Consider the following 16,127-nt stretch of genomic DNA (forward strand, 5'->3'; position numbering starts at 1 on the left):
ATAGTAGATTATGCTTAAGAGGGGTGAGAATAGTTAATAAGAAAATTATCTTTTTTGGAGACTTTGGTATTGATGACGCCGTAGCGTTAATTTATGCAAATAAAACATGTAAATTAGATATTCTAGGTATTGTTGCTGAGTACGGGAATGTATCACGAGATATCGTTACGGAAAATGTTTATTTTTTAGAAAGGTACTATGCTACACAAGTGAAAATTATTGAAGGTGCGAGTAGACCGATGACAGCTGAAGAGCCTTTGTTTTTCCCTGAAATCCACGGGGATCACGGTTTAGGTCCTATTATTCCACCTGAGATGAGAATTTGTAAACGAGAAAATTTTTGTGAATTAATCAAATTAATCGAACCTTGTCCAGAAGATATTATAATTGTGGCGACAGGGAGACTAACGACGCTTGCTACGTTATTTTTATTGTATCCAAATATAATGGATCGTATTTGTTCGTATTATATAATGGGCGGCGCTTTCCTATTTCCAGGTAATGTTACACCAGTATCTGAAGCGAATTTTTATGGTGATCCAATTGCAGCAAATATTGTTATGAAATATGCGAAAAACGCTAGCATATACCCGTTAAATGTAACACAGGGCGCGCTTATTACGCCTGAAATGGCGAATATAATAGATAAACAAGGAACTGGACAGGCGAAACTCATTAAACCAATGATTGATTTTTATTATGAGAATTTCTATAAAAAAGAATATCCGGGTATTGGTGGAAGTCCTATACACGATTTACTACCGTTTATCTCGTTTATAAATGACAGTATTTTCGAATATAAAAAATCGGCAGTGTGGATTAGTACGACAAATGATGTGACTAGGGGCCAAAGTGTAGCAGACTTTAGAAAAATAGCTGAGCCAACAAGGTTTGATGATCGGCCGATTCAAAGAATTGCTGTTGGTTTTAACTATGCAGCTTTTAAAGAAGAGTTTATGCGAACAATATTGAAGCCAGATTGTTCTTAATGTGTGTAATAACAAGTCGGATAAATCGTTAGTTCAAAAAAAGGTTTAATCTGTGTGTATTATTCTCAAAAATCTTAAAGTTGAACAACATGAATAACTTATGAAAAATGTCACATAACTAATGGTAAGCAATTGTTTCTAATTATATTTTGATTGGTGAAATGTAAAGGAGGTTATTATATGATTTGGTCTTTAATCGTCGGTGGTATATTAGGATGGCTTGCGAGCTTAATTACTGGAAAGGACGTACCTGGTGGTGTAATTGGTAATATTATTGCTGGTATTATCGGTTCTTGGGTTGGTTCGAAATTACTTGGTAGTTTTGGTCCAGTCATTGGCGGATATGCAATTATTCCAGCTTTAATCGGTGCGATCATTTTAATTTTCATCGTAAGCTTCTTATTACGAGCAATGCGAAAATGAATGTAAGGACTGTTTACATTTGTAAGCAGTCCTTTTTATATGTTATGCTAGTATTATACAATCAGGAGGTGTCAGCATTGAAATCATTTACAGTAAATTTCCATCAAGAAGATAATGCAAAAGCGACAACAGTACATAAATTAAGTGAAGAGGACTTCAATAAAGCAACTGAAAAAGGTACTCGTCATTTATTTGATTTAGATACAAACGTTGGCTTCTTCGTATTCTTTGATGCAGAAGATGCAGAAGGAAATGATCAATACTTAATGTTACAATATGAAGGGGATCATGAAGAACCAACTGCATGCTACGGATTTGATTTAAAACTATACTATCAATTTTTAGCACTATACTTAAACGATCTTGAATTCCAAGGCGAAACAGATGAGGAAGAGGAAGAATACGGTCCAATTCATCATTTAGCGCATTTACTTTATCATATTGTTGAAGATGGTAAATCAATTGAAGTGTAATATACATATTTGAAGCTGCTCTTTTTGGGCAGCTTTTTTATATGACATTGAAATGGTGTACTGTAAGCTAAATAAGGTGAAATTTTAATCAGTGGGGGTTTTGTTCATTCCCACTGATTATCAGCCCTCACCAATTTAGCTTTTACGGGCAGCAGGGCCCCCACCTAACTTCTTTGTTTCCGCTGAATTTTGAGGTGGGGATCTTACTGCCCAGCAAATAGCGGGATAAATTAATAATAGAAATTTATTTATTACTTTCATGTTAGCGTCGTAAAACACCTGTTATAATGATTGTAATTAAATTCTTGGAGGCTAATTCTATGCTTGTAGATGTAAAAGCTTTTATTAAAGCTGCAGGTTTAACATGTATTTCATCATTAAGTGGAGATAACACGTTTGCTTATAATTTTGAAACAGTAAAAAACACTATCGCTACATTTTTTAAGAAGCTAAGATTTACCGTTTAATTTCATTTCAACCAGTAGGAAAAGAGTAATCACTTCCTACTGTTTTTTTTGTTTCAAGGAGCTGTTGTGACAGCATGTTTTAAGTTATAGATAGAGGATATTATCATCGAGAAGAGAAGGTTTAAAGAAGGAGATGAATACGATGATTAACAATATAATTCCAAGTTTTTTTTAATTATGGGAAAGTGACGATTTAGAATTAGAAGTCCTTAATTAATACTATACTTCGCATCCGGTTGATTATCGAAATGAATAAAATACAATAGGGGGTAAAAATGATGAAAGTATATTTCAAAATAGTTATGTTATTTCTTACTTTTACATGCACATTTGCATTAGCAGCATGTAAAGGGACAGACGAAAAAAAGGAAGCAAATCCAGCCTCGGAAAATCATAAAAATGAACAAAGTAATTCTTCAGAAGAAAAGAAAAATCTTGAAGCAAAACCAAGTAATGAAAAAACAACAAAACCATCAGCTGAGCAAGATTCGAAAGATAGAACACTTAATCAAAAATCAATTAACCACGTTAAAGATTTGTTTGAACTAGCAAAAGAAGGAAAGGTACCTAATGTGCCATTTGGAGCCCATACAGGGGATATTGAAGAAATTGAAAAAGCGTGGGGGAAAGCAAATAAAACCGAATATGCAGGGAATGGAATGTACGCAACTTTTACAAATAAAAATGTTGTTTTCGGATTTAATAAAGGGTCACAAGTTTTTGATGTACGCTCATATCATGCAGAACTAAAATTGATTACATTACAAGAAATTGAAAAAGCATTAGGAAAACCATCTTCAGTTAAAGAGAATGGTGAAGATAAAATATATGTATACAAAGTAAATAACCAGTATGAATTGAAATTTGTCATTCCAAAATCGACTGGTAAGGTCGATCATATTTCCGTATTTTCGCCAGAGGATAGTATTAATAAAATGGCAGGATAAGAAATTAAGTGATTTCAAAAACACCTCACTTTCTTGAAGTGAGGTGTTTTTAGTTGTAAACAAGGAACGTCTCCTGTCATATAAAACATACTTTCATATGCGAAATACTTCACTTTTATTTTTTAGCATTTATCCAATAAGAAATGTTGATCTACTGAAAAAGTAGTAACCTATAAATTATGTGTAGGATGGTTCACGATTTTTTTACGTTCCAAACTTTGAACAAATAGCGCTTGAACAATACCTCCAACTAATAAGAAGCTAGCACAAATATAAAACAGCATACTTCCATTTAACTTACTTAATATAACTGCACCAATAACTGGTCCACACGTTCGAGATATATCCCAGTGTATACCGTAAATTGAAAAATATAAACCACGTTTATCATGAGGTGCAATTTCTGAAACGAATCGTAATAAATGGTTTAGAGCAATACTTTCTCCAATGACTAAAAAGAGTAAGGTGAAGAATAACGACAATATCGTCGTTGAATAACTAAAGCCAACTGCAGCTATTGTATAGCAGGCGTAAGAAATAAGGATGATTTTCGCCATAGAAAATCGTTCAGACCATTTTACGAGGAAGATTTGTAGAATGATTTCCAAAATGGCTTTGCATGTTGAAATAAATGCGAGTATGAATACGAGATTAGGAAATACATGTTCTGCAAAAATACGATAATTCGTCTCAGTTTGTGCATAAAAAAAGCTAATAGGAAGTGTAGAAACCATAAGACCGAATATGGCGTAATGTTTAAAAACAAATTGCTTTGGTGAACTTGCCTCAACTGTTTGTTTCGACTTACTTATAGGTGGAACAGTTTCTGGGAGCTGGGTCCAAACAACAACAGCATATATCGTAAGAGTTACACTTTGCACGATAAATAAATATTCTGGGTGAGTATTATAAAAACTTGCACCGATTAAAGGGCCGACTACGGATCCGATTGCTCCCATCGTTTGTAGGAGAGCAAAAATCTCTGCTTGCTGCTCTTGTTTTGTTAAATCAGCAATTTGTGCACGCTGAGCTGGAATGTATAAGGAACGGCCAATACCATTAATGACATATAACAGTGCAAATATAAAAACGGATTGAGCGAAAACGAAACTACCGATTGCAACACCTTGTAGTAATAATCCGAGTAACATAATCTTTTTTCGGCCATATTTATCAGTAATTCCTCCAGCAATAAGTGTAAATAAAATGTCTGAAAGTGGCTGCAGTCCGAAAATTAGCATAGTTATTATTACATTGCCGTTTAACATTTTATTGACGTAAATAATCATAATGAGAGCTAACATAGATTCAGTCGTTCGGGTTAATAATTCACCGCACAGTCTAATGAAAATAGGTTTATTGTAACGAAGTAAGAGATAATTCAATATTAATTCCTCCTTTCTATATTGAAATGATAAGATGAAAGGAGAGTTGGAAAAAGGGTAGAAACAATAGGGAGTATTTTTCACCTTTTAGGGGGAGTATGATGTTTATTTTAGATCAATACATTGAACTATGGATTGCTTATGGAAAAGGGAAAAAAGAGGGAGAACGATTGGAAGTAACAGTGCAAAATATATCTAGAACACTATTTTGTACAGAGCGTAATAGTAAATTAATTATAAAAAAATTAGATGAGTTAAATTGGATTAAGTGGTTTCCAGGTCGCGGCAGAGGAAATCGTTCTAAGTTAATATTTCAAAAGCACCCGATGTCTTTAATTTTAGATAGAGGAAAAGAAATAACGAAAAAAGGGGATGTGAAAAGCGGAAGCATATTTGTGGAACGCTATAGCTCACATTTTCCATCGGTAAAGGGAGAATATCACTCCTGGGTGGATTCAATATTTGGTCATAAGGTTGAAATGACATCTGAAGGGAGAAGAGATGTACTCCGGTTGCAAGTACAAATGAATTTAGATATCACATTAGATCCTGTATACGCTACAATGCGTTCAGAATGCCATATGGTAAAACATATATTCGACACACTCTTGTATGTAGACGGTAATACAAACATTATAGAGCCAAGACTTGCATTTCACTGGGAATATAATGACGCTGAAAAAATATGGACGTTTTACTTACGAAAAGGAGTTCACTTTCATAATGGAAAACAACTTACTGCACATGATGTTATATACTCGTTGAATCGATTTATGAAGCTGGAAAATAATGCACACGCATGGATGTTACAACACGTTGAAAATATCCGTTCAGTGGATGACTACGTTTTCGAAATTCAATTACATACGGAAAATCGAATGTTTTTACATATGCTAAGTGCAGAACAGTGTTCTATCGTGAATGAAGATGAAGCAGGAGGGTTAATTGGAACAGGGCCTTTTCAATTATATAAAAGTAATGAAAATCTGTTCATTTTAGAAGGACATCCTTTATATTTTCGTGAAAGACCTTTTTTAGATCGTATTGAGTTGTGGAATGTAGAACAAGGTGTAAGTACATACGATGTTTTAGTAAAGGCGCAGTATAAAGATAAAGAAAAACATAATAAAGAATTGTCCCGGCTTGAGTCGAACGTGACATATATAACATGTAATCTTACGAAAGAAGGACCAATGCAAGATGCGTTATTTCGGAAAGCGTTATATCAAATCATTCATGGTTATACAATCGTTCAAGAACTCGGCGGAGAACGTGGAGAAGTGGCAAAGAAACTAATATTAGCAAATGAAAGCATAGTAGATATTGACGAAGATATCGAAAGTTTAATTAAAAGGAGTACTTATCATAGTGAAGTGCTACAACTCTACACATTTACAGGACGAGATCATGTTGAAGATGCACAATGGATACAAAAAGAGTGTGCGAAGTACGGGATTCGTGTAGAAAATAATTTTCTTGAGATAGAAGAGCTATTGGAAGTAAGTACGATACAAAAGGCCGATATGATGCATGATAGTGCCACAATAAGTGAACGAATAGAAGATAGTTTATTATATATGTTTCTTACAAAAAATAGTTTTATTCATGGACAAAGCAGCATGGACTTTCATGAAAAGTTGTCTCCTTATTTTAGACAAGAAGAATTAGAGAAAAGAGTTACACTGTTACGCGATATCGAGGATACTTTGTTACGTCAAATTCATATTATTCCTTTATATCGTAATAAACAAGAGGTAAGTACACATGAAAAAGTTCAAAATATAATGATTAATTCACAAGGTTGGATTGATTTTTATAATATTTGGTTTAAATCTTGATATATAAGGGCTTTTGCACATTTTCATAAGATGTGTAAGAGCCTTTTTGTATGTGAGAATAGGTTTGTTTTACACATTGTTACGCTACTTGTGATAAAAGTCTATTTACAGCGTAACAGTGTTATGTTACATTGTTATCAGGAAGGAGTGTTATACAGTTGAGTACAGATTTAATTTCAAAAAAAGATTTATTAGAACTAACTGGTATTTCATACGGACAGTTATATAGGTGGAAAAGAAAAAATTTAATTCCGGAAGATTGGTTTGTACGAAAATCAACGTTTACAGGTCAAGAGACATTTTTTCCGAAAGAAAAGATATTAGAGCGTATCGATAAAATCCAAACGATGAAAGAGGATTTATCACTTGATGAACTAGCGAACATGTTTTCACCGAGTGTGAGAGAAATTCTTTTAACAAAGGAAGAGATTTTACGCAAGGGGATTGCATCAGAACCAGTTTTACAATTTTTCATAGAACAAACGAATAAAACAGCAGAGTTTCAATTTGTAGACATTCTTTATGTGTACATGTTGGAAGAATTACTACAATCAGGAGAGATTAGTTTAGAAGAAGGAAAAATGGTCTTGCAAGTTTTACGTGAAAATTATGAAGCAATGAAACATAAAACTTGTGATTTAATCATTGTCCGAAAGTTAGGTATTTCTACATGTTTATTAGTTTCAAACGTGGACGATTTAATTTTTGAAAAAGGCACCAAAATCGTTTTACGCGAAGCGATTATGAAATATACCGAAGCATTAAAAACTAAATTGTTGTAGTGGAGGAGAAAGTATGCGTACAGATAATTTGATTATAAATGGTTACGGTTCATCGAATGGTGGCGAGTTTCATAAAGTGCAATTAAACGGAAAAGGAACTGTGAATGGAAATGTTGAATGTGAGCAATTTGAATGTAACGGTTACGGTGCAGTTACTGGCGATTTGAAAAGTAGCAGTGCACGAATTAGCGGATCTGGTAAAGTTGATGGCACAGTTCATGCTGAAACGATGCGAATTGATGGAAAAGCAACAATTACGCAAAATGTAAAAGCAAACAGTTTGAAAATTGCAGGAAAAGGTACGATAGGTGGAAATGTCACTGGTGAAGAATTTAAAGTCAATGGTCAAGCTACAATTGACGGTAATTGTGAAGTGGATACTTTTTCTTCAGAAGGACAATTTACAATCGGTGGTTTATTAAGCGCAGATGAAATTAATATAAATATTCACGGTACGTGTCAAGCGAAAGAAATTGGTGGTCAAACGATTAAAGTAAGACATAGATCAGGTACATTTAGTAGGCTATTTAAAACAGTATTTGGCTTGCAGTTAGAAGCTGAACTATTAGAAGGTGACAATATCGATATTGATTATGCTCACATAAGAACGGTAAGAGGAAACAATGTTACAGTAGGAGCAAACTGTGAGATTGAACTGATTGAATATACCGGTGTTCTTACTGTTGATAAAAATGCAAATGTAAAAGAAATTAAGCAAGTTTAACGGAAGGGAGAAATCAATATGGAACATCCACATAGTCTCACAGTAAATGGTTCTGGTAATTCAGCAGGCGGAGATTATAATAAAGTGAAGATTCGCGGTGAAGGAACAATTACGAATGATATGAGTTGCAATGAGTTTAAAACGTACGGAACGAGTGATGTACGCGGTAATGTGAAAGTGAAAAATTATGTCGTATATGGAGATAACGAAGTACAAGGAAATGTAGATGCGGAATATGTAAAAGTATATGGTAATACACAAATTCATGGTGATGCTCATATTGAAAAAACAAAAGTTAGAGGTATGATAGATATTGCAGGAAAGTTTTCAGGTGATTTCGTAGATGTAAAAGGTGCTTTAAATGTAAAAGGAGATATTGAAGTAGAAGATTTATCATTAACTGGTGGTCTTGAAAGTGATGGATTACTTAATGCTGAAAATATTCAAATCTCACTTCGTTATGAAGGCAGTAAGGTAAGAGAAATTGGTGGTAAAAAGATTACTGTTCGTAAAAAAGCGAGATTTATTCCTTTTACTAGTCATGCTGGAAACCTCCAAACTTCGATTGTTGAAGGAGATGATATCTATTTAGAACATACGATTGCTGAAGTTGTAAGAGGCAACAACGTCACAATTGGTCCTGGATGTGAAATTAGTGTTGTAGAATATCATACTAGTTTTAATCAAAAAGGTAATGCAGTCGTAAAAGAACATAAACAAATATAAGTAGTATGAGGGAGAGCAAGAGATATGGTTGAGAAGAATAATAAGCTCGGCTTTGTTGTGGCGGGCTTATTGCTAGGTATTTTAATGGCATCGATGGATAATACCATTGTCGTAACGGCGATGGGAACAATCGTTGGTGACTTAGGAGGCCTCGAAAACTTTGTATGGGTCGTTTCTGCCTATATGGTCGCAGAAATGGCAGGCATGCCGATTTTCGGTAAGCTATCAGATATGTATGGTAGAAAGAGATTCTTTATTTTCGGTTTAATTGTCTTTATGATTGGTTCGGCACTTTGTGGTACTGCTGAAAATATTACACAGTTAGGTATTTATCGTGCCATTCAAGGTATTGGCGGCGGGGCATTAGTGCCAATCGCGTTTACTATCGTTTTTGATATTTTCCCACCTGAAAAACGCGGGAAAATGGGTGGTTTATTCGGAGCGGTATTTGGATTATCTAGTATTTTCGGGCCATTACTTGGCGCATATATTACCGACTACATTAGCTGGCACTGGGTATTTTATATTAACTTACCACTTGGCATTTTAGCACTTATTTTTATTACATTCTTTTATAAAGAATCACGCGTTCATAGGAAGCAAAAGATTGATTGGTTTGGTGCAATTACTTTAGTTGGTGCAGTAGTTTCTTTAATGTTTGCGCTTGAACTAGGCGGACAAAAATATGATTGGGATTCTAGCTTTATTTTAAGCTTATTTGGTGGATTCGCTATTTTAATCATCGCATTCATTTTTATTGAACGAAAAGTAGAAGAACCAATTATTTCATTTGAGATGTTTAAGCAGCGCTTATTCGGAATGAGTACAATTATTGCTTTATGTTACGGTGCTGCATTTATGTCAGCAACTGTGTACATTCCGTTATTTATTCAAGGTGTATACGGTGGTACCGCAACAAACTCAGGATTATTACTTTTACCGATGATGTTAGGATCAGTCGTAACAGCGCAGTTAGGCGGATTTTTAACAACTAAACTTAGCTACCGAAACATTATGATTATTTCTGCGGTTATTATGCTAATTGGACTATTCTTATTAAGCACGTTAACACCAGAAACAAGTCGTGTATTATTAACAGTTTATATGATTATTATCGGATTTGGAGTCGGTTTCTCATTCTCTGTACTAAGTATGGCAGCTATTCACAACTTCGGTATGGAACAGCGCGGGTCTGCGACTTCAACGAGTAACTTCATTCGTTCGTTAGGAATGACACTAGGCATTACAATCTTCGGAATGATCCAAAGAACAGGTTTCCAAGATCAATTAGAAGAAGCATTTAAAGGGATGAGCGGGGGAATGAATACAAACGCTTTAGGGGATTCAAGAGCTATTCTATCAGAATCGGCAAGATCTCAAATCCCTCCGCAAATATTAGATAAGATTATTGACGCTCTTTCTAGTTCAATTGTTCAAACATTCATGTGGGCATTGGTACCAGCTGGATTAGCATTCATATTTATTTTCTTTATGGGAAATGAGCGCATGGTAATTAAGAAACAACAAACGAATAAAAAGAGTGAAACATCAAAAGCGTAATGAAAAAGCTCCTTTCTAATTGGAAAGGAGCTTTTTCGTATGTACGGATTTAGATTAGCCTTCGATAATTTCGTATTCTTCGTCTGCTAATAGTAAAATTTGTGTTTTCTTACCTTTGTTTTGAACTTCGATTACATCGTAAGCACCTAAGTCTCTTACTTTGCTTTGAGAAGCGTTAACCATAACTTCAATAGAATCAATTAAGATATCTTCTTCAATGTATGATTCAGGCAATGCCATATCTTCAGTATCTAATACACATGCGTATAGATTTTGTAAGTTTTCAGCAGTTGGGTTTTGTTCCTCAACATCAATGATGTTTTTTACTGCTTCCATATTTTCCTCTTTTGCTTGGTATACTTTAATTTTAGCCATTGTTTTAATCTCCTTTATAACGTAATCGTAGAGGCTACACCTTATTATAACGTTTTTTTCATGAAAGATGAAATTGTTATATGTATTTATAGTAAAAATTATGTGTCCTTACTCAAAAATGGTGTGATTTCCATATAAATGTACGATTAGGTAACGATATTGCTACGTTAACGTTATATTGTCCAAGCTTTTCTTATTTTCTTCTCATATATATGTAGTAGCAATTCTATATAGAGAAGGGATGGAGTGTAAGTGGGGTGTGAACCGAAACGTGATTGTGGGTGTTGCCAAAATAGTATATGTGAGTTTTTACAGAGTCTAGAACCGTATACAAAAGTTGAAAGTATCATAATAGAAGGAAACGAAATTGCTGTATCTTATTTTCTTTCATTTAATAAGAAAACAGGTATCGTATCATTCGTACAAGAAGACAATGAGGTTATATTTGTCGATTGTTCAAAGATTGATGCAATTCGAATAGGGAAAGTATGTAGTTGCAAAACAAAAGTTAAATATATTGAAGAGGACTTTAGCTTGCTAGGAAATGTTTGCCCGCATTGTTTAACAGAGGGGAGTACAATCTTTTTCGATTTTAACAATCCTGAATTAAATGTGTCTTTCCAAGCAACAACAATTAATCCACCTAGATGTACTGAATTTACAGATGATCTCGGGAATGTAGTAAAGCAAATTACTATAGTAGGTGAGGCGAAAGTTTCTAGAGAGTTTGTTCAAGTACCTGAACTGGTAGGTTTTCGATTACTTTTATCACATCCAGCTGGAGACCCTTTAAACTACGGATTATTATTTATTAATTTTCCTGATACGATTTTTATTTTTATATTGGCATCAAGCGGATACCTTTCCATTTCGAACTGTTTAAAAATAGAGGGCGGAACTGGTGATGCCGAAATAGAAGAGGTGAAAAAAATGATAGAGGATGACGTTAACACGTACAAATCAGTTGTTAAATTGACTAAAGTATATAAGAACGGTGAGACGGAATCTTTTATTTATAAAAATGAGTTATAACACATGTATTTAAATGCACCCTCAAACTATTGTTGAGGGTTGTTACATAATTAATTATGTTGGTCCTTCAAACCGTTTGTTAACGGGTAAGAAATATATTTATTGTTGACTTATTTTATATGTTGATCATTTCATAGTTAGTAGATGTTATAATCATTTTATGTTTACTGATATTTTATAAATATTCGAAGTTTTAATTTAATAGTCAATTGCTTTTATGATGAACAGGTGGGTATGTATATGAATACGAATTATGGAGCGCTCATGAAAATGTTAAGAGTAGTTGATTCTAAAGAAGGCGGGAATGTAAATGATATATGAAGCGAATATACATACAAGAAAAAAACTAGTTTCTATGTTTGAGGATTTCAATAACGTTGTTTTACTTTCTTATTTACAAGGGCATATGGGTACTGCTTGGGTAAATGATCTTGAAAATCCAAAAGTAGCACAAGTTACGGTAGGGATTTTTACATTTTACGCTGGAGACCCAAATACGAAAGAAACAGAAGAGTTATTACGTAATATTCCAGAAAGAATTTTAGTTATCGTAAATAGTGAAGAGTGGAAACAACGCTTAGAAACATTCCATGAAAGAAAAATAGATAAGTTTTTACGTTATAAATTCAAACGAAATCCAGAAGTTTTTAATCGTTCAAAATTAAAATCTTTTATATCAGCACTTCCAAAAGAATATGAGTTAAGAAGAATAGACGAGCATATCGCAAATAGCCCTACATTACATAAGATATCTGAAGATTTCACAAGTCAATTTCATTCGGTAGAAGATTATATAAACCGTGGTATAGGTTATAGCATTTTATATAACGGAGAAGTTGTATGCGGTGCATCCTCGTATAGTATTTATAATGATGGGATTGAAATTGAAGTTGCAACTGATCACAATCATAGAAGAGAGGGCTTGGCAACTGTAGTAAGTGCAGCTCTTATATTGGATTGCTTAGAAAATGGAAAGTATCCAAACTGGGACGCAGCGAATACTACATCTGCTAAACTAGCAGAAAAGTTAGGATATGAATTTGATAAGGCATATGATACTTATTTTGTGGATAATAGATGAGTGAAGGGTTACATACTAAAAAATAAATGCGCCCTAGTACGTAAGTCTAGGGCGCATTTATTAGTTGGTAAATATCTTCATAACAATCATATCATATTTTATCTTTTGAATGTTTGGAATTAAAGATATTTATGTGACTTTTTGAAAAAATAAAAGAGCAGCTAGCAAAAGCCAACTGCTCCTCTCCAAGGGGGAATGGAGAAATACAATCATATTATCTATAGTATTGACGGAACATAGAGTTTTAATCAAAGCCCGATTGGTGAGAGATTTGATTAAAACTCCCACTGATTAAAGTTTCACTTTATTACATTTACAATTTAAATAGTAGAACGTGTTTATCGTAGTTCTCCAAACACCAATTATATTTTTTTAGAATAATTGGATGGACTGCTTCTGTCGTAGTATCGACTTCAGTATATCCATATTTCTTATAAAAGTTTTCTAATTCCTCAAAAGGAAGACAATATACATTTTGTATTTGTGATTTTTTCGCAGTTTCTACTAAAAATGAAACAAGCTCACCAGCTAATTGAAGCCCTCTAAATTGAGGCAGAATAAAAATCCCGCCCATTTCTAAAGTATCTTCATCTATTTGGACTAATCGGCCAACACCTGCATACTCGTTGTTATATGTAATAATTGCAACTTTATCTCTCTTTAAATCACTTCGTACAAATCCTATTGAGTCATATTGACTATTAATCCATTTTAAATCGTTAGATGTGGCCAATTGAATACTCATATATATCCTCCTTCGGAATACTAGCGCTCTCTTCATTATATAGAACATAACATACTATATCAAAGGAACCTTGAGGTAGCCCATTTGTTTAAGTTATTAGTTAAAAGTGTGGGGTTGCTGGCATTGAAATGATGGCTTCATCAAACATAGGATAATAATCTTGTGAATTTAGTGTTACATAGTCAAAATAAAAATTAATTCATGTGTTCGGTAATGCACGATGGTTTAAGTGTAGAGAAGATCATAGGGGTATTTTAATTAGTAGCTACTATATTCATTGAAGTTATTAAGGAAATGTCGTAATCCCTAGCCTTAGTGATACAAATCATATTAGGGTTTAGTAAAAAAACTCTTCCTGAAAAAGAGGGGGATTAAAGATAAGAGCACTTCGAAAAGTGCCCTTCAGTAAACGACTACTTATTCTAAAAAGAAAGGATGCAATATATTATATGAAGTTTAGTGTATTTAAGTATGGGGCTTTTATATAAAAGTTTTATTTTGTTCCGAATAAAAAGGCGGTTGTTTCCGCAACCACCTTTCAGTAAAACAAAGCACTTTTTATGAAATAAATTATGGATGGTCCCTAAAAAAGGTATAGGATATACCCACATTTTTATAACTAAAGTGACGAACTCAGGTTATAAGGAAGGAACAATTATATTGTATGAAATCTATTCTAGAGTAGTCACAAAGAAAGTTGTCTTCTTATTAGAAGGCAGCTTTTTTTATTAGAAAAAGAAGTAGAAGATTAAGTTACTTGTCCAAACAAATTTTTAAAAAATACATAAAATGCTATTAGTTAGTCAATATTTTAATATTGCTAATTTTTAAGACTAAAAGGGGTGATTTTATGTGTGAATGTGAAGTTTGTAGACGAAAGAAAAATCGGGATCCATTAAACCGGGAGTTTGAGCCGAAAAAACGAGTTCCTGAGCCAAAAAAAGAGGATTGTGAGCCAAAAAAAGAGGATTGTGAGCCAAAAAAAGAGGATTGTGAGCTAAAAAAAGAGGATTGCGATCCGAAAAAAGAAGATTGCGAATCATTAAATGATTATTCGTTTAGTAAAAATGCAAATTTTTTAGAGGAAGCTATACAAACAGATGAAATCGATCAAATTTCTGAGGAATATATTGAAATAGTTGATTCAGCAGATGTACAAGTTACTACTACAGATACAAAAGCTGCGCTATCTATCCAAGCGGCATTACAAGCAGCTATCGTAGTTGTAGTAAGTATTTCTATAGCAGATAGTGAAAAGGCAGATAAAATAACACAAGAATTATTTCAAAAATCAGCTATTAAACAAATTAATAGACAAAAAACATTTATTAAAAATTCTAGAAACGTAACCGTAACAACTACTGATACAGATATTGCAGTGAATATTCAAATTCTCCTTCAAATTTTATTAGCTTTATTAGTTAAACTAAACATTTTATAAAGTGTCTATCCTATTGATATTTAGCTATAAGTTTTCAATCTAAGTAAATGTTTTTGTTGTAATACGTGGTACAAGCTTGGACTTTTTATTATGACTGAATTAATATTCAAGATTAATGGTAAAGCAAGTGTGGAAAACTACAAATAAAGATAAAATACATGATTTAACAGTAATGAAACTTATATTTATGTGAAGTGAAGGAAAGCTGTCTTCTTATTAGAAGTCAGCTTTTGATTTTATTAGCAAAAAAGTGAAAATAGAAGATTAAGTTACTTGTCCAAGCAATTTTTATTTCATTACATATAATGCTCGTAGATATTTAAAATTTTTATAGAAAATTGATTGGAGTGACTATTGTAAATGGATGATTTAAACAAATTTTCTTCCTTTAAGTTTGATAAGGATCAAAAGAATATAATTATAGACCTTTTACTCTCAGATATTTTTAATAGGCATGGGATAAATGAAGAAAAATTAAAAAATTTATCACCAGAAAAAAAGCAGCAAATTAAAAGTATTGTTTCTGAAATACAATCACAAGTTAATAATTATTTAGATTGAAAGGGGGTGAACGCATGGACAAAACATGTCATTCAGATGAAAATAAAAAGTGGAGTGCATTAGATTCCTCGAATCCTCATCCATCTTTTAAAAATGCTAGCGTTTCAGAAGCAGCTGCGCAAGAAAGTAAAACGTATCAAATTTCTGAAGAATCTATTACAATTGTAGATTCAGCAGATGTAGAAGTTACTACTACAGATACAAAAGCTGCTTTATCTATTCAAGCAGCATTACAAGCAGCTATCGTGGTTATAATAAGTATTTCTATAGCAGATAGTGAAAAAGCTGACCGTGTAGCACAAGAATTGTTTCAAAAATCATCTATTAAACAAATTAATAAACAAGAAACTGTTATTAGAAATTCTAGAAATGTTACAGTTACGACTACGGATACAGACATAGCAGTAAATGTTCAAATTCTTCTCCAAATTTTATTAGCTTTACTAGTAAAATTAAATATTTTATAAAATGTTTAACTTGTTTTTATCTAGTGATTCTTACAGGTGAATATTCACTGTTTTAATTATAGTACAGGCTATAAATATTTATCATAACTGGACTAATATTCAACATCACCA

At 33.1% G+C, this 16,127-nt stretch carries 18 protein-coding genes; 15 read left to right on the forward strand and 3 right to left on the reverse strand.

Annotated features, from left to right (window positions below; translation table 11 throughout):
- Positions 1-23 precede the first annotated feature (23 nt).
- The 5 genes from IQ781_RS01645 (at position 24) to IQ781_RS01665 (ending at position 3,299) form a co-directional block, all read left to right on the forward strand.
- Positions 24-989, forward strand: a complete 966-nt coding sequence (locus IQ781_RS01645) for a nucleoside hydrolase (protein ID WP_001223682.1) — start codon at positions 24-26, stop codon at positions 987-989.
- Positions 990-1,169: 180 nt separating this feature from the next.
- A complete protein-coding gene (locus IQ781_RS01650) occupies positions 1,170-1,412 on the forward strand; it encodes a GlsB/YeaQ/YmgE family stress response membrane protein (protein WP_000638306.1) in 243 nt (80 codons plus the stop codon).
- A gap of 77 nt (positions 1,413-1,489) precedes the next feature.
- Positions 1,490-1,885: a hypothetical protein gene (locus tag IQ781_RS01655; RefSeq protein ID WP_000834883.1), complete on the forward strand. Its 396-nt coding sequence runs from the start codon at positions 1,490-1,492 to the stop codon at positions 1,883-1,885.
- Positions 1,886-2,205: 320 nt separating this feature from the next.
- Positions 2,206-2,352: a hypothetical protein gene (locus tag IQ781_RS01660; RefSeq protein WP_000959548.1), complete on the forward strand. Its 147-nt coding sequence runs from the start codon at positions 2,206-2,208 to the stop codon at positions 2,350-2,352.
- A gap of 275 nt (positions 2,353-2,627) precedes the next feature.
- A complete protein-coding gene (locus tag IQ781_RS01665; protein WP_139846753.1) occupies positions 2,628-3,299 on the forward strand; it encodes a YjgB family protein in 672 nt (223 codons plus the stop codon).
- 170 nt (positions 3,300-3,469) lie between these two features.
- On the opposite strand, the gene IQ781_RS01670 is transcribed toward IQ781_RS01665, so the two are convergent.
- The gene (locus IQ781_RS01670; protein WP_001108464.1) at positions 3,470-4,684 is read right to left on the reverse strand and encodes an MDR family MFS transporter; all 1,215 of its coding nucleotides are present in this window, start codon (positions 4,682-4,684) and stop codon (positions 3,470-3,472) included.
- Positions 4,685-4,785: 101 nt separating this feature from the next.
- On the opposite strand from IQ781_RS01670, the gene IQ781_RS01675 reads away from it, so the two are divergent.
- The 5 genes from IQ781_RS01675 (at position 4,786) to IQ781_RS01695 (ending at position 10,314) form a co-directional block, all read left to right on the forward strand.
- Positions 4,786-6,522: an ABC transporter substrate-binding protein gene (locus tag IQ781_RS01675; protein ID WP_139846754.1), complete on the forward strand. Its 1,737-nt coding sequence runs from the start codon at positions 4,786-4,788 to the stop codon at positions 6,520-6,522.
- A gap of 158 nt (positions 6,523-6,680) precedes the next feature.
- Positions 6,681-7,304 (forward strand): YhbD family protein, encoded by a 624-nt coding sequence (locus IQ781_RS01680; RefSeq protein WP_000102257.1) that lies wholly within the window; start codon positions 6,681-6,683, stop codon positions 7,302-7,304.
- A 13-nt stretch (positions 7,305-7,317) separates the two neighbouring features.
- Positions 7,318-8,028, forward strand: coding sequence for a bactofilin family protein (locus IQ781_RS01685; protein ID WP_063220341.1), 711 nt, complete (start codon positions 7,318-7,320; stop codon positions 8,026-8,028).
- Between the two features lie 18 nt (positions 8,029-8,046).
- Positions 8,047-8,754, forward strand: a complete 708-nt coding sequence (locus IQ781_RS01690; RefSeq protein ID WP_000400906.1) for a hypothetical protein — start codon at positions 8,047-8,049, stop codon at positions 8,752-8,754.
- Between the two features lie 24 nt (positions 8,755-8,778).
- Positions 8,779-10,314: an MDR family MFS transporter gene (locus tag IQ781_RS01695; protein ID WP_000229620.1), complete on the forward strand. Its 1,536-nt coding sequence runs from the start codon at positions 8,779-8,781 to the stop codon at positions 10,312-10,314.
- A 54-nt stretch (positions 10,315-10,368) separates the two neighbouring features.
- On the opposite strand, the gene IQ781_RS01700 is transcribed toward IQ781_RS01695, so the two are convergent.
- On the reverse strand, positions 10,369-10,689 hold the full coding sequence (locus IQ781_RS01700; protein ID WP_001062733.1) for a hypothetical protein: 321 nt from the start codon (positions 10,687-10,689) through the stop codon (positions 10,369-10,371).
- A gap of 252 nt (positions 10,690-10,941) precedes the next feature.
- On the opposite strand from IQ781_RS01700, the gene IQ781_RS01705 reads away from it, so the two are divergent.
- Together IQ781_RS01705 and IQ781_RS01710 are read left to right on the forward strand one after the other, a co-directional pair.
- The gene (locus tag IQ781_RS01705; protein ID WP_063220343.1) at positions 10,942-11,721 is read left to right on the forward strand and encodes a BC_2878 family exosporium-associated protein; all 780 of its coding nucleotides are present in this window, start codon (positions 10,942-10,944) and stop codon (positions 11,719-11,721) included.
- Positions 11,722-12,031: 310 nt separating this feature from the next.
- Positions 12,032-12,802, forward strand: a complete 771-nt coding sequence (locus tag IQ781_RS01710; protein WP_000638727.1) for a GNAT family N-acetyltransferase — start codon at positions 12,032-12,034, stop codon at positions 12,800-12,802.
- A gap of 313 nt (positions 12,803-13,115) precedes the next feature.
- Here the strand turns inward: IQ781_RS01710 and IQ781_RS01715 are convergent, their stop codons facing one another.
- Positions 13,116-13,547, reverse strand: coding sequence for a GNAT family N-acetyltransferase (locus IQ781_RS01715; RefSeq protein ID WP_000027166.1), 432 nt, complete (start codon positions 13,545-13,547; stop codon positions 13,116-13,118).
- Between the two features lie 850 nt (positions 13,548-14,397).
- On the opposite strand from IQ781_RS01715, the gene IQ781_RS01720 reads away from it, so the two are divergent.
- The 3 genes from IQ781_RS01720 (at position 14,398) to IQ781_RS01730 (ending at position 16,016) form a co-directional block, all read left to right on the forward strand.
- Positions 14,398-14,988 (forward strand): spore coat protein, encoded by a 591-nt coding sequence (locus IQ781_RS01720; RefSeq protein WP_000333031.1) that lies wholly within the window; start codon positions 14,398-14,400, stop codon positions 14,986-14,988.
- Between the two features lie 360 nt (positions 14,989-15,348).
- Positions 15,349-15,549 carry a spore coat protein W gene (locus tag IQ781_RS01725; protein ID WP_000342253.1) on the forward strand — a complete coding sequence of 67 codons (201 nt, stop codon included), beginning with the start codon at positions 15,349-15,351 and terminating at the stop codon, positions 15,547-15,549.
- A gap of 14 nt (positions 15,550-15,563) precedes the next feature.
- The gene (locus IQ781_RS01730) at positions 15,564-16,016 is read left to right on the forward strand and encodes a spore coat protein (protein ID WP_000361676.1); all 453 of its coding nucleotides are present in this window, start codon (positions 15,564-15,566) and stop codon (positions 16,014-16,016) included.
- The last annotated feature ends 111 nt before the right edge of the window (positions 16,017-16,127 follow it).

Source organism: Bacillus sp. N447-1, from assembly GCF_022701035.1.
GTDB lineage: Bacteria > Bacillota > Bacilli > Bacillales > Bacillaceae_G > Bacillus_A > Bacillus_A cereus.

Excerpts from the sequence above, each read along its gene's own strand:
- IQ781_RS01710 (WP_000638727.1), top strand. The coding sequence starts at position 12,032 with ATGATATATGAAGCGAATATACATACAAGAAAAAAACTAGTTTCTATG.
- IQ781_RS01715 (WP_000027166.1), bottom strand. The coding sequence starts at position 13,547 with ATGAGTATTCAATTGGCCACATCTAACGATTTAAAATGGATTAATAGT.
- IQ781_RS01685 (WP_063220341.1), top strand. The coding sequence starts at position 7,318 with ATGCGTACAGATAATTTGATTATAAATGGTTACGGTTCATCGAATGGT.
- IQ781_RS01675 (WP_139846754.1), top strand. The coding sequence starts at position 4,786 with ATGTTTATTTTAGATCAATACATTGAACTATGGATTGCTTATGGAAAA.
- IQ781_RS01695 (WP_000229620.1), top strand. The coding sequence starts at position 8,779 with ATGGTTGAGAAGAATAATAAGCTCGGCTTTGTTGTGGCGGGCTTATTG.
- IQ781_RS01730 (WP_000361676.1), top strand. The coding sequence starts at position 15,564 with ATGGACAAAACATGTCATTCAGATGAAAATAAAAAGTGGAGTGCATTA.
- IQ781_RS01725 (WP_000342253.1), top strand. The coding sequence starts at position 15,349 with ATGGATGATTTAAACAAATTTTCTTCCTTTAAGTTTGATAAGGATCAA.
- IQ781_RS01660 (WP_000959548.1), top strand. The coding sequence starts at position 2,206 with ATGCTTGTAGATGTAAAAGCTTTTATTAAAGCTGCAGGTTTAACATGT.
- IQ781_RS01700 (WP_001062733.1), bottom strand. The coding sequence starts at position 10,689 with ATGGCTAAAATTAAAGTATACCAAGCAAAAGAGGAAAATATGGAAGCA.
- IQ781_RS01650 (WP_000638306.1), top strand. The coding sequence starts at position 1,170 with ATGATTTGGTCTTTAATCGTCGGTGGTATATTAGGATGGCTTGCGAGC.
- IQ781_RS01720 (WP_000333031.1), top strand. The coding sequence starts at position 14,398 with ATGTGTGAATGTGAAGTTTGTAGACGAAAGAAAAATCGGGATCCATTA.
- IQ781_RS01665 (WP_139846753.1), top strand. The coding sequence starts at position 2,628 with ATGATGAAAGTATATTTCAAAATAGTTATGTTATTTCTTACTTTTACA.
- IQ781_RS01690 (WP_000400906.1), top strand. The coding sequence starts at position 8,047 with ATGGAACATCCACATAGTCTCACAGTAAATGGTTCTGGTAATTCAGCA.